General features: G+C 57.6%; 15 protein-coding genes. 3 read left to right on the forward strand and 12 right to left on the reverse strand.

Going from position 1 to position 23,901, the window contains the following annotated elements; translation table 11 throughout:
• Positions 1–41: 41 nt before the first annotated feature.
• The 12 genes from ACD578_RS15390 to ACD578_RS15445 form a co-directional block, all read right to left on the reverse strand.
• Positions 42–863, reverse strand: a complete 822-nt coding sequence (locus ACD578_RS15390; protein ID WP_404286298.1) for a LuxR C-terminal-related transcriptional regulator — start codon at positions 861–863, stop codon at positions 42–44.
• A 573-nt stretch (positions 864–1,436) separates the two neighbouring features.
• Positions 1,437–2,207 (reverse strand): LuxR C-terminal-related transcriptional regulator, encoded by a 771-nt coding sequence (locus ACD578_RS15395; RefSeq protein ID WP_404286300.1) that lies wholly within the window; start codon positions 2,205–2,207, stop codon positions 1,437–1,439.
• Between the two features lie 516 nt (positions 2,208–2,723).
• Positions 2,724–4,073: a tetratricopeptide repeat protein gene (locus ACD578_RS15400; protein ID WP_404286302.1), complete on the reverse strand. Its 1,350-nt coding sequence runs from the start codon at positions 4,071–4,073 to the stop codon at positions 2,724–2,726.
• Positions 4,074–4,143: 70 nt separating this feature from the next.
• The gene (locus tag ACD578_RS15405; RefSeq protein WP_404286304.1) at positions 4,144–6,993 is read right to left on the reverse strand and encodes a tetratricopeptide repeat protein; all 2,850 of its coding nucleotides are present in this window, start codon (positions 6,991–6,993) and stop codon (positions 4,144–4,146) included.
• A gap of 68 nt (positions 6,994–7,061) precedes the next feature.
• Complete coding sequence (locus ACD578_RS15410) at positions 7,062–9,986, reverse strand: hypothetical protein (RefSeq protein WP_404286306.1); 2,925 nt, start codon at positions 9,984–9,986, stop codon at positions 7,062–7,064.
• Complete coding sequence (locus ACD578_RS15415; RefSeq protein ID WP_404286308.1) at positions 9,986–11,083, reverse strand: alginate lyase family protein; 1,098 nt, start codon at positions 11,081–11,083, stop codon at positions 9,986–9,988. Before ACD578_RS15415 ends, ACD578_RS15410 begins: the two co-directional genes overlap by 1 nt.
• Before the next feature lie 7 nt (positions 11,084–11,090).
• Positions 11,091–14,249: a right-handed parallel beta-helix repeat-containing protein gene (locus ACD578_RS15420; RefSeq protein WP_404286310.1), complete on the reverse strand. Its 3,159-nt coding sequence runs from the start codon at positions 14,247–14,249 to the stop codon at positions 11,091–11,093.
• Positions 14,227–15,645 (reverse strand): mannose-1-phosphate guanylyltransferase/mannose-6-phosphate isomerase, encoded by a 1,419-nt coding sequence (locus ACD578_RS15425; RefSeq protein ID WP_404286312.1) that lies wholly within the window; start codon positions 15,643–15,645, stop codon positions 14,227–14,229. The genes ACD578_RS15420 and ACD578_RS15425 overlap by 23 nt, the downstream gene beginning before the upstream one ends.
• Positions 15,646–15,699: 54 nt before the next feature.
• Complete coding sequence (locus ACD578_RS15430) at positions 15,700–16,908, reverse strand: PilZ domain-containing protein (protein WP_404286314.1); 1,209 nt, start codon at positions 16,906–16,908, stop codon at positions 15,700–15,702.
• Between the two features lie 31 nt (positions 16,909–16,939).
• Positions 16,940–18,352: a glycosyltransferase gene (locus ACD578_RS15435; protein ID WP_404286316.1), complete on the reverse strand. Its 1,413-nt coding sequence runs from the start codon at positions 18,350–18,352 to the stop codon at positions 16,940–16,942.
• Between the two features lie 103 nt (positions 18,353–18,455).
• A complete protein-coding gene (locus ACD578_RS15440) occupies positions 18,456–19,766 on the reverse strand; it encodes a nucleotide sugar dehydrogenase (protein ID WP_404286318.1) in 1,311 nt (436 codons plus the stop codon).
• 348 nt (positions 19,767–20,114) lie between these two features.
• Positions 20,115–20,477: a hypothetical protein gene (locus tag ACD578_RS15445; protein ID WP_404286320.1), complete on the reverse strand. Its 363-nt coding sequence runs from the start codon at positions 20,475–20,477 to the stop codon at positions 20,115–20,117.
• Between ACD578_RS15445 and ACD578_RS15450 the strand changes: the two genes are divergently transcribed.
• From ACD578_RS15450 to ACD578_RS15460, 3 genes are all read left to right on the forward strand, one after another.
• Positions 20,476–20,958 (forward strand): transglycosylase SLT domain-containing protein, encoded by a 483-nt coding sequence (locus ACD578_RS15450; RefSeq protein WP_404286322.1) that lies wholly within the window; start codon positions 20,476–20,478, stop codon positions 20,956–20,958. The genes ACD578_RS15445 and ACD578_RS15450 overlap by 2 nt on opposite strands.
• A 308-nt stretch (positions 20,959–21,266) precedes the next feature.
• Positions 21,267–21,872: a transcriptional regulator gene (locus ACD578_RS15455; protein ID WP_404286324.1), complete on the forward strand. Its 606-nt coding sequence runs from the start codon at positions 21,267–21,269 to the stop codon at positions 21,870–21,872.
• A 994-nt stretch (positions 21,873–22,866) separates the two neighbouring features.
• A complete protein-coding gene (locus tag ACD578_RS15460; protein WP_404286326.1) occupies positions 22,867–23,601 on the forward strand; it encodes a TerC family protein in 735 nt (244 codons plus the stop codon).
• The last annotated feature ends 300 nt before the right edge of the window (positions 23,602–23,901 follow it).

Below are 23,901 nucleotides of genomic sequence, written 5' to 3' on the forward strand. Positions count from 1 at the left end.
CCAGTGGCTCCCATTGCTGAAAGCGGTTTAAGCCGATACGCTCAGCTGGTAGGCGCGCCGCGGTTCGACGGCAGATGGCTTGCAGCCCAGATTGCAGCCTGGGTCCGATTCTTTGCCTGGATCTTGCGCAGGATCGCTTTGACATGGACCTTGACGGTCGCTTCCGTGATGTCGAACTTTCGAGCGATGATCTTATTTGAGTCGCCATCCATAAGGCAGCGCAGAATGACCGTCTCGCGAACCGAAAGACCTTTCGCCGGAGGGCTCATCTCATGAGGCTCTTCCGGAGCCGGCGCTTCATTCGCATGATCGGCCCGGGCTTCCCGCTCCCGCAGCAGGTCGAGGATCGCACTAGGGAAGATGGCTTCTCCCAGCATCACGAGATCCAGCGACTTCACGAGTACCTCGTGCGAGATCGACTTTTTGAGGTACGCATCCGCGCCAGCCTGAAAGGCCGCAACCACCTGTTTAAGGTCGTACTCCTCGATCAGCATGACCACTTTGGCACTCGGGTTGCTCTCCTTCAACATCCGGGCCTGACGACAGGTTTCATCATGATCGCGGCTTGCATCGGTGATGAGGACGATAGTGCTGCTATCCAAGCTCGCCACCACCCCCATCTCATCGAGGCTCGCAGCTGCCGCCGCGGGTGAATAAGCTGTCTCGGCGAGAATCCTGCGCAGACCTTCCCTTAACAGGGCGTTCGGCTCGATGAGGAGTGTCTTGATGGAGCGAGAAGCAACGTGTTCTGCCGACGATGGCTCAACCGAACGTGCCAGCTCCATGTATCTTGAATACGCAACATCCTTAGCCGAAGAGGCTCCTGGATGAGGGAGGCTATCAAGATCGTAGGTGTTCCGCATCGCAGATGCCTTTCTGGTCTTGATTCGGTGAGGCGAATAACAAAATTCCCCAAAGATGTTTAGCTTATAATCTCATTAGAGACAATCATTACCCATTCAAATCCTTTTAACAATCTTTAATCAAAAAACATACACATGATATAAAGTATCAATTACATAATCGTCTCACGATCCTGAGCAAGTAATCATGTATCCGGATACGCAGTTCCCTCGATGTTCAGGAGATCTCCTGATCACCATCCCTAACGAGTGACGCAGGCTGAAGACCGTGGGACAGGTATTTTCTATGATGAACGCAAATCAGAAGCAGATGAGCATCCGGTGTTAGTAGACGACCTGACTGTCTCGACTGAGCTGACGCGGAAGACTGGATGAGATTCCTAGTCTGTTGAGGAGAAATCTTGCTCGACTAAGGAAAGCATGGGCCGCCCTGAGTTTGCCGCCTTTACCCGTTTCGGCGAAGCAGCTTCGGTTTGCCATCAAGAAATCGCGCACTACAAAGCACAGAGGGGCGCGAGATTACGCCCCTCGGGTGAGCCCGCCACATTGAACGCTCGGCAGCACCAAACCTCGTCAGCGAAGACTGTGCGCGGCCAATCTCTCGCCCGACTGTATCCAAGATGCATCAGCTGAATTTGAGGCGAGATGATTGACGGCCCACATGGCAGCCTGCGTCCGGTTTGCAACGCGGATCTTGCGCAGAATAGCTTTGATGTGAACTTTCACGGTTGCTTCGGCGACATCGAGTTTGCGCGCGATAACCTTGTTCGGAGCTCCCTGCATCAAGCATTGCAGAATCTCCGCCTCTCTGCTCGACAAGGTCCGAATGGGAGAGTCATGGCCTTCCGAAGCCGGAGCAACCTGCAGAGAGGATATCTTGATGGTAGGGGCTTCTTTTGAGAGATCCAACTCGTCCGCGTGGGTCGAAATGGCCGCCAGGAAGGCTGCAGACGGAAAAACGACTTCACCCAGCATCACGAGGTCAAGATACTTGATCAGAGCCTCGCATCCTGTTGTCGCAAGGCAGTATCCGTCCGCTCCAGATTGAAAGGCGGATTTCATGCCCTCAAGATTGAAGCTGTCAGACAGCACGACAATACGGGCTTGCGTATATTGCTGCTTCAAGGGCCAGATCCCTTCAGCCAGTCCCGATGGATAAAGATTCGCGTCAAGGATGAAAAGAAGCGGGCTCTCCTGAGCTGCGTGGTCCAGAGTGATCTCTCCGCGCGTCAGGTTTTCCGGATGTAATCGGAACCGGGTACTTGAGAGGATATGCCTCAAGCCCTCGCGCAGCATCGAATTCTTGCAGCCTAAGACCGTGGTGACTGGCAGAAGGTGTGACATGCGAGGGAGCCTTTCCGCAGAGGTTACCTCGAATTGTACAAATTAACTGTTTGTTATCCATCCTTAATAAAGGGGTATCCAATTATGCTTAGGAGGTAGAAGTGGGTGCCTCAACAAGGATAACTCATCTTGAGCGTACATTGGCGCAGGCAATCTAGACAATAGCTCTCGTCATTTTGCTATAATATTTCATCGGCCTCTCAACAGGTATAACTACCAACGTTGGATCGGAACGAACCTAAACCGATCCACAACTTGCCTCGTTCATGGATGAACACATGGCTCGCTCATGTTCTGCCTCTGCGCTCAATCCTGGCGATCATTCTCATGCAAAGGTTCCAAAACCAAGCATAGCTGGTAATAGTAACGCGCCCAGAGCTGGATAATACAGAATCAATCCCGCACTTCAGAATTGAAGGATCGTATTGTATTGCCACCATCTGCTACTGATCGATGGGCATGTTTCGATTCCAGGCATGCATTCAAGTCTGACAGCATGTCTCGTTCATGCGTTTGTCACTGAGCGACGGCATTCGGCGCTGCAGATGGACCATTCCCAGCTTCATTGACCGTACTGGACAATGCAGGCTCCGTCATGGAACTTAAAGCGACAGCTGCGAGGGGAAAGCCGCTCTCCCGAGCGCTACTGATGAGCTCGACCGCCTTGTTGAGATCCGCGCTGACGCCGATCCCAGACTTGTACATGAGCCCAAGTCGGTACTTGGCTTCCGGGATTCCTGAATCGGCCGCGACCTGCAGCAGGCTTGCTGCCTTCTCTGGAGACGCAGTGACACCGATCCCGTCTGCGTAGGCATGAGCTAAGCCGATGAGCGCTTCGCTGTTGCCAACTGCAGCTGCCCTATCAAGGCCCGCGACGATGAGAGAGATCAATTCATCTGCCGGCCTCAAAGTGAGAAGCCGTGAGAGGGTTTGCCCGGCGGCAAGGTTGGTCTTGTCCAGAGCAGCAAGACTGTACCACTGCACCGCCTGCCGCTGATCCTCAATGTTGCTGCTGCCCGAAAGCGCATTGGCCATGTGCATGGCAGCAGTGGAATCCCCACGCTCGGCCGCGATCTTGATCAGTTGCCCCGCCGCCTCACGGTTCTGGATTCCCCGCGTTCCTCGCTCAAGGTCGATGGCGATTTGATACGCGATGCTCGGCTTGAGTTGCGCCGCGCGCTCGAAGAACCTGAGCGCCGAAGCCATATCCGTCGCTCCCTCGGTCCCCAGAGCGAGCGCCCAGCCGATCTCAAGAAGGGTGCTGCGCTGACGGCCCTCGTTCACGCCGTCAAGCCATTTCACGGCAGCAGCCTCATTGCGCTCCAACCCGCGACCGGTGCCATAAGCATAAGCTGCGTAAGCCATAGCACGCTCGTGCCCGACACGGGCGCTCCATAGATACCACTCGGCAGCCTTCTTCGTGTCGACAGGAACGCCTTCGCCACGATCATACATGCCTGCCACGGCTAGGACCGAACTTGATGCGCCTCGAAGAGCCTCGAACCGAAGACGCTGCTCAAGCCTGGCACGATCAATGCCTTGCACAACCACCTCGTGACGAGCCATGATCTTTGCCATGAGGCGCGTTGCTTCCCGATCCCCACGAGAGGATGCGATCTTGGCCGCATCCAATCCGGTTGCGAACTCCTGTGTATCCATCTCCGCATCCAGCGCCTTCTGGCCGATTCTGAGAAGCCGCAACGTGGACATGGCGCGAAGCTGTGCCGGAGTTGGCGGTGCGGACTGCGTCGCTGTCGGCGCCTGGGCTACCGGTGCCTTCGCTTCGGCTGAAGGAGCTGCCATCGCGACCAGAGAGGCGCTCGTGAAGAGGCAACTCAGGAGAACGATATGAGTAGTGTTGATCATCTTGCCTCTCCCACACATCGAGTATGAGTGCCTGCCATGTATCTCAAATATCGGTACTGCCGCTTAGATCTCACTTCTTGGCAGTTCCTTCAGCCGTCTTCAGCCAATCCTGCGCCGCACTTGCATTCACGTCCGTGCCAAAGCCGAGGGTCATGGCAAGGCTGAGGCCGTACATGGCTTCGGAGTCTCCAGCCTGTGCAGCGCGCTGCAGCCATTCCGTGCTGGCACGGGCCGAGAGTTCGACGCCATATCCCGATGCATAGGCGCGAGAGAGCTCCTTCATCGCGATCGTATCGCCGGCCTCTGCAGCCTTCCGCAACCAACTCGCACCGGCTCGCGGATCCGCAGGAACACCGAAGCCAAGCTGCAGGCTGCGCCCATATTCTCGCATGGCCGGCGCAAAGCCGCTCTCGGCACTCACCTTGAGAGACGTCACCGCTCCTGTGGCCTCCCCGACCGGTAGCGCGGCAAGCCTTGAGAGATCGGCCGCTACGGCGGCGTCGCCTTTCTGCAATGCTTTGGAGAGCCACTCGACCGCCGCTTGCGTATTGCGCTCGCCCATTTGGCCGGAGACATAGCCCCGTCCGAGGTAACGCATCGCCTCAACCCGGCCTGCCTCTGCGGAGAGTCTGATGTAATTTACAGCGTCTTTTTTACTGGGCGCTCCACCCACTTCCTCGACCATGGCCCGTCCGACGAGGAACAGCACGGCTGGATCCTGTGCACCAATTTGAAGATCGGCGAGTGCCTTTGTCATCCAAAGACGCGCGCGCTCCTTGTGATCAGGACCTGGAACCTTGTGATAGACCTGCGCAAGCTCGACCATGTCTCTTGCCGAGCAAACCGGCAAGGCCTCCACTCGAGCGAGCCAGCGGACAGCATCAGCTCCATCCTTCGCATTTGATGCCAGCGCAATGGCCGCTCGTACATTGCCAGCCTCTGCCGCAGCCTGTCTCCATTCCAAAGCTGTCTTGCCGGTCGACTGAAGCTGCGCGCCCGGAAGTTCCGCCAGTGTCAACATTGCCGCAGCACTGCCTGCCGATGCGGCCTTCTGCAGGAGCTGTGTACCGTTCATCACGTCCGCGTTCTGACCACGCTGGCCGATCATAAGGCGCCCAAGTTCAAGCTGCGCGCCCGGATCTCCCTCTTGGGCAGCAAGCTCGAGAAGTGTTCGGGCACCCGCTTCGTCTCGGTCTTTGCCGTCTCCGATCAGCATTCTGCGAGCTAGCAGGAGCCTGGCACGGGAGCGCCCCTCCCCTGGTGCGAGAGCCGCCTCGCGCCAACGAGTCGACGCAGCTTCATCCACCTTGACACCCTGCCCTGAGCGGTAGGCATAGGAGAGAAGGATCATGCTCTCACGATCGCCACGCTCAGCCGCGTGGAGAAGAGCTTTCGCATTCCGTTGCGCTGCATCCGGATTCTCACCTGCTTGGGCAGCGATGACCGCAATGCTACGCACATGTCCCGCCTCGGCCGCGCGCTCCAACCAAGCTTTGGCCTGCGTCGGATCCGAAGCGACAGCCGTGCTGCAGGTATAAAGATCGGCGAGAACGCCCATAGCATCGGGATTACCGCGAGCAGCGGCCTCCTTGAGAAGCCGAAGGGCTTCGTCCGACCGCCTCATCTCCGGGTAGGTCAGCAGAAGTTTTGCCATCTCCGTGAGAGACCCGACATCGCCGCGGGCAACCGCCCGGCGATAGAAGCTCAAGGCCGCGTCGATATCTGGCTTGCCATTCACGCCAGCGGCATGCAGCCGCGCAAGGCCGACAAGAATGCTCGTGGTGTGCCCGGGCAAATTACTTGCCTTCGTCAGAGCCTCTGCAGCCTTCGGAAGATCGAGCGCCGCCCCGAATTCGCCGCGGTAATGCCGTGCAAGGAGCTTATAGGCCTCGGTATCGGCATTCAGTCCAGCCCGCTCCAGCCAAGCAATCGCCTTCGGCACATCTTTCGGCGCACGATCTCCAAGCAGGAGACGCTCACCCAGCAATGTCATGGCTCGAGGTTCTCCAGCCTCGGCCGCTCGGGTGAGATGGGCCAGGAATTGATCTGGAGCCGCTTTGACCCGGCCCTGCATGAAGATTTCTGCGAGTGCCAGGTCCGCCTTGGAATCGCCTTGACGGGCGGCCGCTTCAAACCATTTGACCGCCTCGGTCAGGCCTCCCTGCACAAGAGAATTCTCGCTCAGGATTGTTCCGATCTCGAAGAGTGCGCCGCACTTTCCTCTCCCGAGACCGTCATAGAGAGTCTGCAGAGCAAGCCTGATGAGATCGTCTGTGGCAGCTTGAGGAGCATGTCCGATTCGCCCACTGCGCTGCAGTTGGGCTAGCCTTATCATGCCATCGATGTTGCCTGCAGTCGAAGCAGCACGAAGCAGTCGTTCTGCTTCTCGAACATTAGAAGCGGCAATTCGACCCTCCGCATGCAGCTGAGCGAGCAGGACATATGCATCCATGTTCAGCATGGACGAAGCAGTTGCGAGATGAGTGGCTGCTCGCTCGGGGTCAACAGGTCCTGCGATGGGGTCGAGGAAAAGCTTGCCGAGCCGGAAATGAGCCCGGCCCCTACCCGCCCATGGACGATCCGCGAGATCTTCGAGAAGCTTGCGGGCCGTTAGGGGAGATCGATTGATGTCGGCACGTCCTTCGGCATAGGCGATCGCGGCGTCGTACATCTCCTCGGGATCGCCGACTGATTGCGATTTGTCCCACTTGCTCCAATCCCGAGCCAGTCGTGGCTTGGAAACCGGCTGGCAGATCTTGCTGAAGTCCGCATTGGGTGCGAGAGACCGCGGCGGAGACGTCTGGGCGGCGCCGGATGTGACGAGCGCCATCCATATGGCAAACCCTACGACAGCAGCGCTGCTGTCGCGAACGACCCTTGCTAACGACAGCCTGCTGAAAGACAGGGGAAAGATCGCCATTCTCATTCTCCACCTTGTCTCAGCTCTTCCAGCGTTTCGCCGTCCTGTCTCGGTCATTCTTCAACCTCTCAACCCGGCGCCGCAGTGGCTTGCTTTGCGAGAACTTTTGCGGCCTGCGAGTGACCGGCGTGAGCCGCTTTCTCGAGCCAATCCCGAGCCATCGCTCGATCTTTGTCGGATGGTGCTTGCTGGTAGCGCAGTGCCAGCCGATACATGGCGCCGGCGTGACCATTCTCGGCCGCTTGCTTAAGCCATCGGTCGGCTTCGCGTGTGTTCGGCTTTGCTCCAATGTCGTTAAGGCGATAGAGTTCGAACATTGCGTCGGCCGAATTGAGACTGGCTGCTCTCTCAAGCCATGTCTTCGCGAGAGCCGGATCGGACTGCGTGCCCGCACCGTTCATCAATGCGCGAGCCACCTCAATCATCGCAATTGGGGATCCGCCCTCCGCTGCCCGAAGGTAAGAGGCGAACGCACCTTCCATATCGACAGTTGCGCTCAAACCGGAAAGTTTGACGCTGCCGAGTTGGACCTTCGCTTCGATCAATCCGGCCTCACCAGCCTGCGACAGCCATTGCTCGGACTTCAGGCTGTCGCGGTTCACTCCGCCACCGTAGAGATATGAGACGCCGAGACGGATCTGCCCGTCGGGGTCTCCTTGGCGCGCAGCCTGAGCATAGAACTCCGCTGCAATCGCGCGATCCTGAGTTACGCCCACACCGCCGGCATAGGCATCTCCCAGCGCGAGCTGCACCTTTGTGTCACCTGGCTCCTCGTTATAGATCTCCCGATAAAGGGCTATGGCCTGGGCAGGATCACGAGGGACACCATTGCCGTCGCGATAGGCCTTGGCGAGGATGAAGCGCGCTCCATCATGACCGAGCTGAATGGCGCGCCGTAGGAGGGACGCTGCCCGTATAGGATCGCGCTTCACGCCTGTTCCCTGCAGGAGTGCTGTTGCCAGAAGCGTCATGGCCTCCGCATCGTTCTTGCGAACCAATGTTTCCAGTACAGATGCGCCATGCTCGATCGAGCCGGCATCCGGAAGACTGAGGTACAATAGGGCGATCTTGCCGGTCCGACCATCATCGTCAGCCATGCCCTTCTCGGCGGCGGCAAGCCACCGGCGGGCCGCGTTCTGCTGCTCGGCCGTCGGCGGATTCAGAAGATAGATCTCAGCGAGTTGCAAGGCGCCTTCAGGACTTCCGCTTTCGGCAGCCTTTCTGAGAGTCGCTTCGGCCAGCACGCGCTCGCCACGCGCGAGGTAGAGTTTGGCCAGAGCGGTCGGAGCACGAGCATCGCCGGCCTTTATGGCCTTCTCGAGCGACTCGCGCGCCAAGTTGAAATGGCCCGGGCCTCCAGCCTGAGAATAAAGCGCGCTTAACTCCACCATGGCCGCGCCGCTTCCGGCGGCCGCAGCGCGGCTGAACCAGGTCGCGGCCAGCGCCTGGTCCTGCGGCACGCCTCTACCCTCGTTATACATCTTGCCCAGCCGGGTCATGGCGATCGCGCTATTGGCCTCTGCGGCCTTGCGATACCACTCCAATGCCTGCGGCGCCTCCATGCCGGGCGACCGGTTCGCATAAAGATCGCCAAGGCGAATATAGGCTACAGGCGATCCACTCTCGGCCGCTCTACGATACCAGCGCATGGCCTCCGCCTGCGATTCCGGCACTCCATTGCCGCGAAGCAGGGCATCCCCCATGGCCACCGCTGCCTTCACATGGCCGCGCTCAGCCGCTTTCCGAAGACGCTCGATCGCCGTCTTGCGCATGCTCTCCGTTCCATCATCCTGATAAGTGAGCGCCGTGCGCGCAAACTCATAGAAAGCTGCGGAGTTGTCGCTAGTCGCCGCTCTGTCGAACAGCTTGAGGGCCAGCGGTACGTCACGATCGATGAGAACGCCGTCGCGAAGGTGCCGGCCGAGGGAGAGAAGAGCCGTTAGGTCGTCATCAACGCGTTGAACGGCTTCAGCCAACAGTTCCTTCGCGACCTCCCTTCCATCAGCGCCATACTGGCTGCGGATTTCTGCCGCGAGAACCAGAGCGCGGGGAGACTTTGTGTCGATGGCCCGATTGAGCCAGAGATCGGCCACGCCAGCCTGAACGTCGAGCGCTGCGCCATTGTAAGGATCCTCTGCAAGGATCATGGCCGCTTCGATAGAGCCGCGCTGAGCTGCCTTCTCGAATGCCACTCTCGCTTCTTGAGGCTGGCGCAATGCCGATCTCGGATCAGCGCGCAGACGCCCCAGGCGCAGAGCAGCCTCTCCGTCGCCCAAATCGGCGGCGCGCTGATACCACTGGATGGCTGCGCCGATCCGTTCCGGACTATCACCGGTTGTTCGATAGTGATCTGCCAGAATCCGCGCCGACTCGGCCGATCCCTGCTGCGCCTCCTGGAAGAGAAGCCTCAAGCCTTGGGTTGCGAAGATGCTCGCCTTCGCCGGATCAGTCTCAAAACGAGCAAGCGCGAGACCCGCCGGACCATACTCGGACCGAAGGGCGATCTGATAAAGGTTCTTGGCTCCCTCTAGGTCCTGCTTTCCGTCGATCCCGGTTTCCATCAGGCCGGCGAGGACAAAGGCTGCCTCGTGGTTCTGCAGGGCTGCGGCACGACGCAGAAGTTCACCTGCCCGCTCTGCGGAAGCCTGAACCTTGTCGCGTGCCAACATCAACTTGGCACGCCGCAGCGCCGCCGATGGCCAGTGAGTCCCCGGCAAAGCCAGGGCTTGATCGTAGAGCTGCACTGCTTCGTCCAGCTGCGGAACCTTGAGCGGGTTCGTTTCGCTTACGGGCAAGCCATCCTGAAGCAGCTGAGCCCGTTCGACGAGGGCAGCCGGATCGCTGCGCTGCTTCAGCTGTTCGACTCTCTCCATGATATTGCGATAACGATCGCGCAGTTCAACCTCGGTCGCCCCTTGAGCCGATACCGGAAGAGGCGAAAGCCATGTAAGGATTGCGAAAGCGCTGAGCAGCCACAGATACGATCGGTTCATCAGCGCCCCCAAAAGCATGTGGCGTTGCCGCCGGCGAGTTCATCGATAAGAGGCCGGTCCGACCGGAAACTGCGCGTCAGCAGCGTCTTGAGTCTTTTCGTGGCGAGGCCTGCCCGGTCCCGAGCCACGACAGGCTCCGCCCAAGCCATGTAATGGCGTCCCTGACTGCGCTTAGCCATGAAGCTTATGTCCTGGCGGCGGAAATCCGCTTCTGCACCCGGACTATCATTCCCCGAGGCATAGGCCATGACCACTTCAGGTTCCGCGATGCCGTTGAGGAGATACGAGAGGAGGCGGTCGAAATTTGCCTCACCCTCGCGAAGGGCATAGAGATCCGTGCCACGTGTGGCAGCGACTTCTGCCATCACTGTCAGGCTCGCCAGCGATTGACGCATGTACCATAGAGCGCGGGCGCCCCGCCGCGTTTCTAGAACCAGACTCCCGTCCGGGCGTGCCCCCGCCAGGATAGCGCGATATCCGCGATAACCTTTGTCGTAGAGGGTTTCGTCACTCATGACGGCGCCCCAGGTCATGAGAATGCTGTCGGCCAAAGAGCGCTGGTTGTTGCGATCGGCCTCGGTGTCGAAAGTCCGATCTACCTTGCGAACGAGAGAATCGATCCACCCCGAAACAATCCGCCGTTGGCTCTCGTCCAAGCTGCGATGCAACACGGAATAGGCCGTGATTGTCGGCAGAAGCATGCGTTTCAGGACATAGTAAGCGTCGCTCTCAGCTTCTGTGTTCTCGAAAGCTTTCGCTTTGGCCCAGGCAAGCAGAAGATCACGCAGAGACGTCTCCGATGCCGGATCTCCAGCCAGAGCCCGCCCGGTCAGTACCATCACGGCCCATGCATAATTGTTTACGCCTCCATCCATACCGGAACCATCGGCCGCTTTGAGTCCGTCGATGGGCTTGAGGTTCGTCCAAGAAGGGTCGCGAGGAATCGCAAGGCAGGCGGCCCGGACGATCGTGAGGGCAGGCTGTGCAAGCGCTGTGCGTCGGGCGTCCACATCGAACAGCCCCTGCCCCTTAGTCTGAGCGTAGGACGGCGCCATTGCAAGAAGGCTCACGACCGAGAAGACAAGGATCCGATTCATGCTGCCCTTAGGTCCCCTGAGAAGAGCTGGAGAAGGCTCGTTGTTGAATGCTTCCATTGATGTTGGTGCAGTCGGAACCTGCCTGGGAGTCGAAGATCTGAAGATCCGCTTCTCCCTCGAAGTAACCCATATCCCTCAACCGACAGGACAATACTGGTTTCGCTGGTCGGCAGGTGCTCGCGATGAGCACATCGGCTTGAGATGCGATGCGCAGCACCGGCCCTTCCAACCCACGGATGTCCCCACCGAGCAACCGTCGGGATTGTTTCACGAAGCGATTGGAATACATTATCATGCCTGAGACACCCTGCGTGTTAATTCCAACCCCATTCGAAGAGAAGCTGTTGTACCTGAGAGACAGACCGGTCACAGGAGCGTAATGTCCGACATCGCCGCTCCGTCCATCTGCTCCCTTGGATATGGGAATGTTCGCGATATAGGCACTCACGCCGGAATTGGCGTTTGCTTCGATTCTGTTTCCGTATGCCCCGACGTCAAAACTGTTGCGAATCTTCAACCCGTCCCGTCTGTTTCCTGCAAGATGGTTATTCGTCAGCACGTTGCAGGAACTCTCGAAGATGGTCACCCCATCTTGAGTGTTTCGGAATGAACTGTTGGCGTAGAGGATATTATTCGTGCTGTTGCGATCCAGGACGATTCCGGAGCCTGCATTGTCAAATAACAGATTTCCGACGATCAAGCTGTCATCGACATCACGGGAGACAGTGATCCCGTGTCTGAGCATGGTCCCGTAGACGCTGTTGTACGCGATGATGCTCCCTTTCGACCCATCATGGGCGTCTAATGCGTAGACGATGCTATCTCGGTATTCATTCCCGACAACCTGAATCCGTTCGGCCTCATAAGAGTGGAGGCCGACATAGAGGTTTCGAAACACACTATCGACGATAGTTCCAGTTGGGCGAGCTTGGTCCCGTAACTCAGCGACGTGATCCGGGCCTGATGAATAGGTTAGTCCGAACGACTTGACGTTGTCATAGCCTAAGGCCGTCAGAACGGACGATGCCACATTCATGCGGCCATCCCCCCAGGTCAGAAGGAAGGGACGGAACAGGCTTGATCTTTCATTGGCAGACCACAAAGGTTGTGCTGCCTTTTCATCGTAGCCAACGATATCCGCATCGACAACGTCGACTTCTCCAGCATTGGCGATGAATGCCCCGGCATTGGCACTCAAGCGATAAATGGGCGTGTCGAGGCGTGACAGGATGAGTGTCGCACCGGGAGCAACGAAGATGGGAGCCCGTATGATGAGAGAATCCCCTTCATGAGCAATAAGATCGCGTGCATCGGTTCCTTTCAACTGGCGTGCAACCATGCCCAATGTCACCGTTCCGCTCTGAACGACGATGATCCGCGGTGAGGGCAAGCCTTGATACCGGATCGCCTGCTCCAGACGCGTAATTCCGCCTTCGCCATCTTCAAGGAACTTTGCAATATAGGGATTGTGATTGGCGAACGTACTTCCAACAACCGCACCGCCAGGCCAGGGCGTGTTTGCTCGGACATCGACCGACCTTGCAAAGTTCTCCGGGATATAAACGCGAGCACTTGCCGGTCGTGCCGCGTCCATCTTGATCAGCGCAATCCCTCTGCGGGTCTGAACTTCCTGGGCGACCTCTTCCGATGTGGGAGCAACGGCGCCAGCATCTTCGGAACCTTCACCATGCTCGTTGCTCGAAGCTTTCGTGAGCTGATTGGCCCGGGTTTCGGCTACACGCCTAAAGGCCTCCGCTCGAATTCGGTTATCTTCGATGGAGCGGACCAAGTCAGCGGCATACGTAGCGGTGTCGGGCAATGCGGCGAGCTCAGATGCAATGACAGACTTGTCACCGTCGTTGGATACTTTACCGAGAATAGCCTTTAGTAAATCGTCAGAAACTTGCGTGCGCTTTGTCTGTTCAATGAGATTTCTGATCTCAGGCAAAATAAGTAAATCATCTGCGCGCTCGCGGATCTTATCACCCTCGATTTGTTGCCCCACGGCACTAATCTCTGCCTTCCTACCGGAAGCTTGATCATCCTTTGAAACTGCAGAGAAAAGCTGCTCGGCCATCCTGTCGTAGCCAACCCTCTTCAGGTCAGTGGCGACAATCAGTTGGATTGAAGTCTTTTCAGGACCATCCGCCATGTCATTGACAAGTTCGGCAGCTCGGAGCGGCGTTCCGCGCTCTATGTAAGTCCTCACAATGGTCGCAATGGCCGTTTTCTGCCTGTCGTCGTCAAAGAAGCCTTGTGCGGCTGCAAGGGCAACCTCCCAATCCTGACGCTCGATGGCACCTTCAAGCGATGTTGAGAGAAAATCATCTCGTTCCCTGCTATCAGGCAATGCGAGAGCCAGAGAAACGCTGCCCGCCCAATCTCCCATTGCTATGCGCTTCTTGGCCTCGATCTTCAATTTGGCCTCAGTCGCCTTCTCCAAAGCGGTGCTTTTGAGTTGCTCTCGCGCCAGCACATTGCGGGAATAGGCCCGACCACGGGCAGTCGGAGTCAATCCTATGGCGCGATTCGCCAAAGCTGTTCCAGTGCTTCCGAGCCCAGATGCGATTCGTGTCACCGCATTCAGGACACCCGAGCGTGTGCCAACGTCGGAGACCGAACCAGCCACTTCTAGCGCCAAGGATGCATACCTTAGTGCACGGTCACGGAGGCCCGCCTTGGTGTAGGCATAGGCGACTTCAATGAAGGCGGCAGCTCGATAAGCTGGCGATCTCTGCTCACTTGCGATCTGGTGGAGGGTCACACCGACTTCCACTCGATCGGCGCCGCCCTGGATACCTACAAGGTCCCCGATCGAAGCTTGAAGCAGCATCGCGCTGACCATGTCATGATTGAGCCCCTCGTCGGCAAGACGATTGAGCTCCGCGCGCGCCCCATCCCTGAATTCGCCTGAGCCCGAAGCGCCTTGACCGGCAAACTTCTCCAGGAGCTTGATCCTTGCCCTGACGACCTGATAGAGCGTCGCCTTCTGCTTCGAGCTTGTACTGTTCTGTTCGGCAGCAACGAAGGCCTGTCGTGCTTCTTCCGCGAGGCGCATGACCTCGTTGCCATCCTGCGCCATGGCACTGGAGACCAGCGCCATGGACAGGAGGAAAGATGCTATTCTCAGGCGGCGTTGACCGTCAGATCGCGACGATGCGGTCATACTGATCCTCCAGACGCACAATGTCGTCTTCACCGAGATACGTTCCGCACTGAACCTCGATCAGGTGTAGTTGCTCATCGCCGATGTTCTCGAGTCTATGGACATCCCCTTTTGGGATATAGACGGACTCGTTTGCCGTCATGACGAAGACCCTCTCGCCGACGGTGACCCGTGCGGTTCCCGAGACGACCGTCCAATGCTCGGAACGATGGTGATGGTACTGCAGCGACAATCGCCCGGCCACATCCACGATGATATGCTTGACCTGGAACGTTTCACCAACGCGCAAAGACTCGTAGGATCCCCAGGGACGGCGTACTTTTCGGTGAAGGCTCGCCTCTGAACGTTTCGAAGCGGCAAGCTCAGCCGCCAAGCGGCCGACATTCTGAGCCTGATCCAGTGAACTGACAAGAACGGCGTCGGCGGTATCGACCACTACAATTTTTTCGACCCCCATGACGGCAATAAGACGAGAGTTTCCGTGAACATAGCTATCGCTCACGTCCTGAAGGAGCGTATCGCCGCGAGACACATTCCCATTTCCGTCCTTCGAACCGATATCCCAGAGCGCGGACCATGAGCCAAGGTCTCTCCACTCTGGCGAAACTGGGATGCACACAAGTCGATCACTGCGTTCCAGGACGGCATAGTCAATTGAGATCACAGGTGCCGTGTCGAACTCAGCCGCAAGACGAATGGTATCATTGCCACGCTGGGCCAGTGTAAGAGCGCGACGGGCGCAGGCCAGAACTTCAGGCGCATGTCGCTCAAGTTCATCCAGGATGGTGCGGGCAGTGAACATAAAGATCCCGCTGTTCCAGAGATGCCGCTCTCCGGCAACCAGCTTCTCGGCGACAGCGCGCGCCGGCTTCTCGACGAAGCCTGCCACCTTGAAACTCGCACTGTCGAAAGCCTCCTCGATCTCGATATAGCCGAACCCGGTCTCCGGATGCGTCGGTCTGATGCCGAAGAGGACAATCCGTCCCTGCTGTGCAGCTTGCGCTGCCTGTGCAACGGCCTGCGAGAAGAGATCGGCCTGTTCCATGATGTGGTCGCTGGGAGCAACGAGCATCAACCGGTCCGGATCTTCCTCCGCGATCAAAGCCGCTGCGGCCGCAATCGCCGGTCCTGTGCTGCGGACACAGGGTTCAACCAGCAATCGGGCCGCTCCGGTGCTCAACTGTCCGATTTCACGCAAGGCAAGATCACGATGACTGGTATTCACCACGATGATCGGCTCTGCATATTGCTCCGTGCGGAAACGCTGAACAGTCTGTTGGAACAGGCTGGATTGACCAGCTAGGGCATGAAACTGCTTTGGCTCGCTCGAACGCGAAACTGGCCAAAGTCGGGTGCCTGAGCCGCCACACATCAGAACCGGGATGATGTTGTTCATTTCTGATCTCCAAACTGTTTAAGGATAGCCCTTTGAAACTTGACCCAGGTTTGATCATTCCTTGGGCTTCAGTCCGGCGAGGCGCCTCCCGCTGTCGGCGTTAGGCTCTTTGGCCTTTCTGGGTGCCGTTGCCACCACGTTCTCCCGCCCAAGGACGGCGGCGATCTTTTCCCCTGCCCAGTTGATCGCCGCATGCAGCTTACTGGCCACAGCGCCGACTGAGGATCCGGAGAACGTATCGAAGACAACCGATACCGGCTGGCCGATGGCGGACATTTCGAGTTCGCGGCCCGGTGCGAGCTTGACGAGGAACGGGCCGGTCGAGGCGGACTCACTGACAAGGGAAGGCAAGCGCTCGATCTGATCCTCCCGCACACGGGTGCCATCGGCATATTCGATCACGGCGCTGGCCCCGCGGTAGAACCGCAAAAGCTGATCGTGAGGAACGCTGGCAGTAACGTAAGGCATGCTCGTTTTTTCGCGAAGAGCCAGGATCGGCGCGCCCTCTCGGACGAAGTTGGCGGTCCGGCTATAACGAGTTTGAACCACGCAGTCGCAGGGACTGTCGATGACGATACTGTTGCCTTGCGGTCCCTGGATCGTCAGAAGAGGCTCTCCGGCCTTTACCTCATTGCCAGCCGCGATGAATGTGGCTTGACCATTCGAAGGGGCAGGCACAGTAACGAGATCTGCCGTAATCTGGGCCGATTGAGCGGGAATGATATACATCCTCTCGAAGATACTCATGCCGATGAAACCGACGAGAAGCATCGTTGCGGCGCCGATGCCTACATAGCCTGCTGCACTGCGCCCATGATGGGTCAGCTGAGCGCGCAATCCCTGAGGTTGGGGGCGCTGGGGAACTTCACGGGTTTTCCCCTCATTGCGCCGCGAGGACACGTCCAGGATATCACCCGCATCAACAATCTCACCGGCAAGATAGGCGTCGAGGATGAACCGCAGAAGATTGTGCTGCCGCGGCGAGACATCGACGAAGCGAAGGCCGATTCTGCTATGGTCGTCGGCGACATAGCGGACCTCCGCATTAATAGGCAGGGAGAGTTCGTAGCCGCTGAATGGGAAAACCAGGATGAGGTCAAGCACGCGACCGGGTTTGACATCCAACGGGCTTATCCTCAGGCCAATCCCTCCGACCGAAACATCAACAACGGAAATTTGCGTGCCATTATAGATGCAGCGAATAGGAATTCGGTATCGAGGATGCTGCCTTTGAACCTCAGCCTCGTGCGTGATCTTCGTCATGACCTCAAGCTCCAAATCGGTGTCGTTGGCTTTAAGGAAGAAAGAGCATCGGCTTCGGCGTCGGAAGCACGTCCATGCTCCAAGCGAGTGCCGCCACAAATGCCACAAGTGCAAGGCTATGCATGTATGCCGACATGAAATTGCTTGCGATGAGAGGACGCTTCGCCACCTTCGCCGATGCCGTCTTCTGCCGTGTCCATTTCTGCCGGTCTAGGCGGAAAGTCACATGGACTTTGACCAGCGATCCGAAGATTTGGTTGAAGTAGAGAAGGAAGGGATAGAATACGGAAATCCTTGGTCTGGAAGCCAAAAGAGACAGGGTCAGCACATACCGTGTCGTCAGGATCCAGAGAGCATAGAGAAGGAGCGCATAGCCGCTGACGAAGATCCCAGCGATCAGAGCGATCGCGAATCCTACAAGCGACGTCCACATCGACAGACGCTGATCGAGGATCGCCCACCAGGTGAACAGTCCGATTCGTCGCGGACCGAGAGCGAGAGCCCGCGAGTTCGTGCGCAGCATGTTGCCGAACCACCGCACCATCAGCATCGCCGCGGCAGAGATGAAACTTTCGGATGGAGGATCCTCGACGGTCAGAACGACGATATCGGGCACGTAGAGCATCTTGTACCCATTCCGAAGCAGCCAGAACCAGCTCGACTTGTCATCGCCGGTCAGGAACTTGAACCGACCAAGACGCCAGTGATCGACGTAGTCGAGCTCGACTTGGCGTATGAACTCGGAGTTACAGATGATGCTTGCCCGAAACATCGCCATGCGGCCGGTTAAGGTCAGGACACGCTCCGATAGCCCGAGGGAGGACATAAGAGTGTGCCGCTGGGCAAAGCGAAGAGAATACCATTCCTGGAAGATGCGGCGGCCACGAACCTCACTCATCTCATCCGTAGTCAGGGCTCCGACTTGCGGGTCCAGTCGGAAAAACCCTGCACATTTCCGCACCAGATCGGATGGAACAATGCTGTCTCCATCAATGACGGCGACAACGTCGTCGTCGGCTGGAGTGCGACGGGCGATCGCCCTGAAGCCATAGGCGAGTGCATCACGCTTCCCTGTTCCTGCAATTCTTACGATCACAAGATCGACGTTGCTCGCGTCGCCGCATAGTGTTCGGAAGAGGCTCTTGATGAGCCTCTGATCGCCGACCTCTACCACTGACGCGACGACCGTCGCCCTTCCGGGCGCTGCCAGTGCGGCTTCGAAGACAGCGCGATAGACGCGCGCGGTGACCGCACTGTCGATGCGAAAGGTCGTTACCAGCAGAAAGGCATTGGGAGGGGCGAGTCTCACCGCCGCCTCGGCAGCTTCCCGCATGCGCGGGAAGACCCTCTTGCGGAAGATGAGAGCGCGGATGAAGTGCAGGAAACCCCATCCATAGCGCCAGATAGCGAGGAACCCTATCGTTCCAATCGCACCAGCGCTCACGGCGCCATATGCCTGAGGCGGGAGCGCAGCAGCAAAAGCTGCTACGGCAACCACATAAAGCACATGTGCCCCCACCGACTCCGACAGCCGGGCGCTGCTGTTGTTACCAGCAGATTCCTTGATAAAGGTCACCTGAACACCTTGTCTGGTCGATGCGTACGAGGTCGATAAGCGGTCTATCGTCATTCAAGGCTGTCATGAGCCGTTTGGCTTCATCACGATTGCCAAGAACGAAGGCTTCTGCGTGATCGATGACTTCGTTGATATCGGCAGTCAGGAGCGAGGTAAGGTGAGGAAGATGCGCTTTGACGAACTGGAGGTTGGCTCCGGTTAGCTTTGAAACCTGGATATTCGGGTCGTAAATGCGAATATCGTAGCCTCTTCCGTAAAGACGCTCTGCGAGTTCGACCAACGGACTTTCCCGCAAATCATCCGTTTCTGGCTTGAAGCTCAGGCCAATGATGCCGATCCGACGTTTGCCGGTCGCGGCGATCATCGAGTATGCACGACGCAATTGCTCTTCGTTCGCCTCCATTGTCGCATCGAGGATGGGCGTAGGAACATCCAGTTTACGTGCCGCAAAACGCAGAGCCCGCAGGTCCTTGGGAAGGCACGACCCACCGAATGCGAATCCTGGCTTCAGGTAGGCCTTGGAGATGTTCAGCCGCGTGTCCGCGCACAGAACTTCCATCACGGCATGACCGTCTATTCCGGCTTCCTTACAGATGTTGCCGATCTCGTTCGCGAAGCTGATCTTGAGCGCATGCCATGCATTATTTGTGTATTTCACGGCCTCTGCCGTACGAATAGACACAATTCGCGGCTCAACCTTGAAGATCTTATGCAGGTCGAGTAGACGGTCGACTGTCGCCTGATCATGACGGCCGAAAATAATTGCCCCTGGATCATAGTAATCGGCGATCGCGGTGCTTTCCCGCAAGAACTCAGGATAATAGGCAACGCCGAAACCCACACCGGCCTGACGCCCTGATGCACGCTCAAGCGCGGGCAGAACGATGCTCTCCATCGTGCCAGGCAGGATGGTCGACCGCATGACGACGGAGTGGAAAGAGTTCTTCTCTCGAATGGCAGCGCCAATCTGCTCGGCGGCGGCGTTCACATAGGCCGTATCGAGGGAGCCGTTCGAGCGCGAGGGAGTTCCAACGCAAACGAAGGACAGATCCGTCCCCTGAATGGCCTCGCGCACATCGCTCGTCGCCACAAGGCGCTTGCTGCCGATGCCTCCTTGGATCAGTTCTCTCAGTCCCGGCTCGACGATCGGGCTGATGCCTTCATTGAGAGGACCGACTTTTTGAGGATTTGGATCGACTGCAATGACGTTATGGCCGTCATTGGCCAAGCATGCCGCGGAAACGGCACCGACATAGCCAATCCCAAAAACACTAATTTGCATTAGGCTGTTCCTGCTGAATAACAATGGGAGCGAGGCGCGAATTCTCGAAAGCGCCGGATACAGCCTAATAAATACTACTGCTTCATCTAAAAACGCCCCACTATTTCGGCTTGCGAGATACCCCCTAGGGACTAAACAAGGCATTACTACTTTCAAAATCGAGCTTTAACTCATAAGAGCCCAAGATACCCCTTGCTTACCGGTTCAAGTACTCTGACCTATTCTTACTGCCTACACTGTATAAGACTCGCCTTGGAATCTGGTATAGTGACCAAGTTGTGCCTGCTCATGCATATGTATTTGATAAATTCTACTCGCTGACGCGAAATATTCGAGACGGCATAAGCGCTATAACAATCGTTCGATGATCTCACTGCCTGCTTTCATGCGAAGAATCGGATCGAATAAGTCAGCCACATTGACCTTCCAAGCCTCTGCAATTTCTTGCAGAACGGTCAACGTCGAGAGCTTACACGCTCTGACATAATGCTGTGTCGCTACCCCTTTGGAGAAAGCAGCAGCCGCATGTCGAAACAATGTTGCGATCGAAGCATCTGCCGGACAGCATGCTGAAAGCGCAATCGCCATAGAGGGCACTGAGGCGGAACGCACCGCATCAATGCATGCCCTGCGGAAACTCGTTACAGCCAAGCTGACGTCCAATTGCCACGATTGACGGCGAGAAATCTCCTCAAACAAGGGGACCTTCATGATTTCTCGTCTTGTTCTCGCGTGTGCAGCGATCGCTTGCACGCTGCCTGCAATGGCATCCGAACGAGCTCAAATTGATGCACTCGTCGCGCAGCACGCCAAAGCTCACGGAATTCCGGAAACATTGATACATCGGATCATCAAACGCGAGAGTGGATACAATCCACTCGCATCCAATCGAGGAAATTTCGGCCTCATGCAGATCCGCTATGCCACTGCACGCGGCATGGGTTACAGAGGGGCGGTGTCCGGGTTGCTCGATGCCAACACCAATCTGACTTATGCGGTCCCCTATCTGGCGAACGCCTATAGGGTCTCAGGTGGCAATCCGGATCGCGCCGTCGCACTTTATGCCGGGGGCTATTATTACGAAGCCAAGCGCAAGGGCCTGTTGCACACACTCAGAACAGGGGATAGCGACCCTGTAATGACCGGGTCAATCGCTGCCTCCACAGGCTTCGCATCTGTTAATGGGCGCTAAGGAACCTGCGTAACCGGGTCTGTGTCGAACCGTTGAGAGGATCCATCATACAGCCTCTTCATCCTCGCGCAGTGGAGATGTGATGGACGATGCAAGATCTGGTCAGGCAGGTCCCGTGCTGATGCCTGCTGCTGCAACGTCTTCGAAGGTTCCGATACCGATGGCGGCCATGTAACCCATATCATGTAGGGTTTCCCGCCAAGCCCGAGCGTCCGCTGACACACAGTGCGAGAGGATGGTTTTAGCCTTTTGGGTTGTGATACGACTGTCTGTGGTCGGCAGTGCCGACATGTGCGAGTTGATCCACGATGCCTTGCCTATCGAACACCGTATTCCTGGATTTCGAGGCGTCCTCCCTTGGCAAACAGGGCTATCCCATCGAGGTCGCCTGGGCTTTCGCCAGTGGCGAGGAGGAGAGCCATCTCATCAGGCCCGCCGCATCTTGGACCGATTGGGATACCAAAGCGGGGAGAATTCATGGCATTTGCCGAGAGCAGCTGAAGTCGGAAGGAACACCGCTCGAAGATGTCGCTCAACGAATGATATCGGTTTTGACGGGCCGCGCCCTCTATGCAACGGCCCCATCATGGGATGGAAAGTGGCTGAGCAAGCTCCTGCGGGCGGCAGGATTGCCACGGCATGCCTTGCGTCTCGAGGACACTGAGATGGCTCATAAGCGGGTGATGCGTGACGTGCTGCGGGCTGCTCAAGTCCCGGATGACCTTCATCGCACGCTCATGCAGGATGTTCTTGCGCAGGCGCACCGCAGCAATGATGAGCTCGGTCCTGCAGCACACCGCGCCCTTGCCGATGCACAACGGGAGCGACGTCTTTGGCTCGATATACGTCGTCGCGCGGAAGAAATCGCAGCGCAATTTCAACAGCCTGTTATTGAACCCACAAGGAACAGATAGCCAAGCAATCGACACGCGTGGCAAACCGGCTCGGCATTTCGCGACATATCTTTCTGTCAACGCCTCGATCAACAGATTAGTAGCCGTCCGGCAATCCAGATGCGATATCCTGATCAGGACGTGTCAAAACGTCGATGCGGCGGCCGTCCGGGAGCTGAATGGTTCGCAGCCTCATGACCTGAAGACCTGCGTCCAGCCCTTCCTGCACGGATCCATAGCGTGTAACCCGCGCACGACGTTCAATTGCACCGCGGGATTCTGCCTGCGACAGCTGCGTTCCGGTTGCACGCCGGCGCGCCACTTGCCCTTCCCGTCTCTGGCTGCGCGCCGATGCGTTGGCTTGCTGCGAGGAAGCACGTGACTTCCGTGCCGTGGCTGTCTTTTGCTTGGCTTGGTGACCCGTTGCCGCTTTACGCGGCGAGGCCTCGTCGGCCGGCTGAGTCTCCGCGCTTGCCTTAGCTTCCGTGGGAGCCGGAACGGGAGGAGCTACAGGATTAGGCACCGCAGCTTGGGTCGGCGGCTTCGCCGGAAGAGACGATGGCGCCGACATTGGTGCCGGGGCCGTGGTTTCTCCCTCAGACGGAGGGTCGATCCATGGCCGCCCTGCTTGGGCGAGAGCAGCCAATGGACTTCCGAGCATTCCCACCAACGAGGCGGTCACCAGCCACCGTCCTGAAATTCCTGCCATGACACGCCTCCAGATCATTCCATGAGGGAACGCTTCTCCTGCCATGGGCGGTTCCATAGCGCTGCCGCCGCATAACCGGCACGAGAACTAAAGCACTGAAACCAAAAGTTATTTCGCCTAGATTATAGGGAGGCGGCCCCAACGCTCGTCTTTGAATCATGTGGGCGCAGGCACTCGCACTTCAACGGCCTCGATGTCGAAATCAGCGAATTGTGAAAGCGGCAAAGAGCAATGGATGCCAGCCCGCCCCCTTGCGCAAGCTCGACAATAACCGAAATAAGGGCATGACATGATAGGAAGGGCTTCATGGACTATATTTTTGCATTGGCCGCCGATCCGACAGCTTGGGTTGCCTTGGCGACACTTGTCGTCATGGAAGTCGTGCTCGGGATCGACAACCTCATCTTCATCTCGATCCTGACCAACAAGCTGCCTGCCGATCAGCAGGCCACGGCCCGGCGCATCGGCATCGGCCTCGCTCTTGTTCTCCGACTGGGTCTGCTCGGAACCATCGCGATCATCGTCCAGCTCACGGAGCCTCTCTTCACGGCCTTCGGCCATGGCTTCTCCTGGCGAGACCTGATCCTGGTCGCCGGCGGTCTGTTCCTGGTTTGGAAAGCCACCAAGGAGATTCATCACAATGTCGACCCCGATCCCGGACCCGACCTCTTCGAAGGTAAAAAGGTTCAGATGAGCTTCGCCTCGGCGATCGTGCAGATCCTGCTCCTGGATCTCGTTTTTTCCATCGACAGCATCATTACCGCCGTCGGCATGACGGATCACGTGCCGATCATGGTCATCGCCGTCGTTGCCGCCGTGACTGTCATGCTGCTGGCAGCCGATCCCCTCGCCCGCTTCATCCAGGCCAATCCGACGGTCGTCATGCTCGCCCTCGGCTTCCTGCTTATGATCGGCATGGTCCTGATCGCGGAAGGCTTCGGAGCTCATGTGCCGAAGGGCTACATCTACGCGGCGATGGCCTTCTCTGCCTTGATCGAGGCATTGAATATGCTCTCGCGGCGAGCCCGGAAGACACGATAACCGACAAGAAATGACCGGGCGCAGTCGAGAACCTAGAGCATTGGATCGAGAAGTGGATTTGTCCTTTTCGGTCCGATGCTTCTTCTCTTGGCGGCACATCGTTCGGAGCGGAAAACCGGGTCCACCTTTTGCTGACGCGGACCTCCGGTTCCGACGATGCGTTAGTCGACTGTGCCCGAAGTCTTTTCGTAAATCAGAGCGATCTTAACCGTACAGCGACACAATCCATGTGGGCCAAGTATCGTAGAATTCCGAACAAACCCGCATGGCCCTCGGGCTTTACATATGTTAATAATTGAA

This window comes from Microvirga sp. RSM25 (assembly GCF_044784385.1).
In the GTDB taxonomy this organism is placed as follows: domain Bacteria; phylum Pseudomonadota; class Alphaproteobacteria; order Rhizobiales; family Beijerinckiaceae; genus Microvirga; species Microvirga tunisiensis.

Excerpts from the sequence above, each read along its gene's own strand:
- ACD578_RS15410 (WP_404286306.1), bottom strand. The coding sequence starts at position 9,986 with ATGAACCGATCGTATCTGTGGCTGCTCAGCGCTTTCGCAATCCTTACA.
- ACD578_RS15415 (WP_404286308.1), bottom strand. The coding sequence starts at position 11,083 with ATGAATCGGATCCTTGTCTTCTCGGTCGTGAGCCTTCTTGCAATGGCG.
- ACD578_RS15420 (WP_404286310.1), bottom strand. The coding sequence starts at position 14,249 with ATGACCGCATCGTCGCGATCTGACGGTCAACGCCGCCTGAGAATAGCA.
- ACD578_RS15390 (WP_404286298.1), bottom strand. The coding sequence starts at position 863 with ATGCGGAACACCTACGATCTTGATAGCCTCCCTCATCCAGGAGCCTCT.
- ACD578_RS15450 (WP_404286322.1), top strand. The coding sequence starts at position 20,476 with ATGATTTCTCGTCTTGTTCTCGCGTGTGCAGCGATCGCTTGCACGCTG.
- ACD578_RS15405 (WP_404286304.1), bottom strand. The coding sequence starts at position 6,993 with ATGGCGATCTTTCCCCTGTCTTTCAGCAGGCTGTCGTTAGCAAGGGTC.
- ACD578_RS15460 (WP_404286326.1), top strand. The coding sequence starts at position 22,867 with ATGGACTATATTTTTGCATTGGCCGCCGATCCGACAGCTTGGGTTGCC.
- ACD578_RS15445 (WP_404286320.1), bottom strand. The coding sequence starts at position 20,477 with ATGAAGGTCCCCTTGTTTGAGGAGATTTCTCGCCGTCAATCGTGGCAA.
- ACD578_RS15400 (WP_404286302.1), bottom strand. The coding sequence starts at position 4,073 with ATGATCAACACTACTCATATCGTTCTCCTGAGTTGCCTCTTCACGAGC.
- ACD578_RS15455 (WP_404286324.1), top strand. The coding sequence starts at position 21,267 with ATGCCTTGCCTATCGAACACCGTATTCCTGGATTTCGAGGCGTCCTCC.
- ACD578_RS15395 (WP_404286300.1), bottom strand. The coding sequence starts at position 2,207 with ATGTCACACCTTCTGCCAGTCACCACGGTCTTAGGCTGCAAGAATTCG.
- ACD578_RS15440 (WP_404286318.1), bottom strand. The coding sequence starts at position 19,766 with ATGCAAATTAGTGTTTTTGGGATTGGCTATGTCGGTGCCGTTTCCGCG.
- ACD578_RS15430 (WP_404286314.1), bottom strand. The coding sequence starts at position 16,908 with ATGACGAAGATCACGCACGAGGCTGAGGTTCAAAGGCAGCATCCTCGA.
- ACD578_RS15425 (WP_404286312.1), bottom strand. The coding sequence starts at position 15,645 with ATGAACAACATCATCCCGGTTCTGATGTGTGGCGGCTCAGGCACCCGA.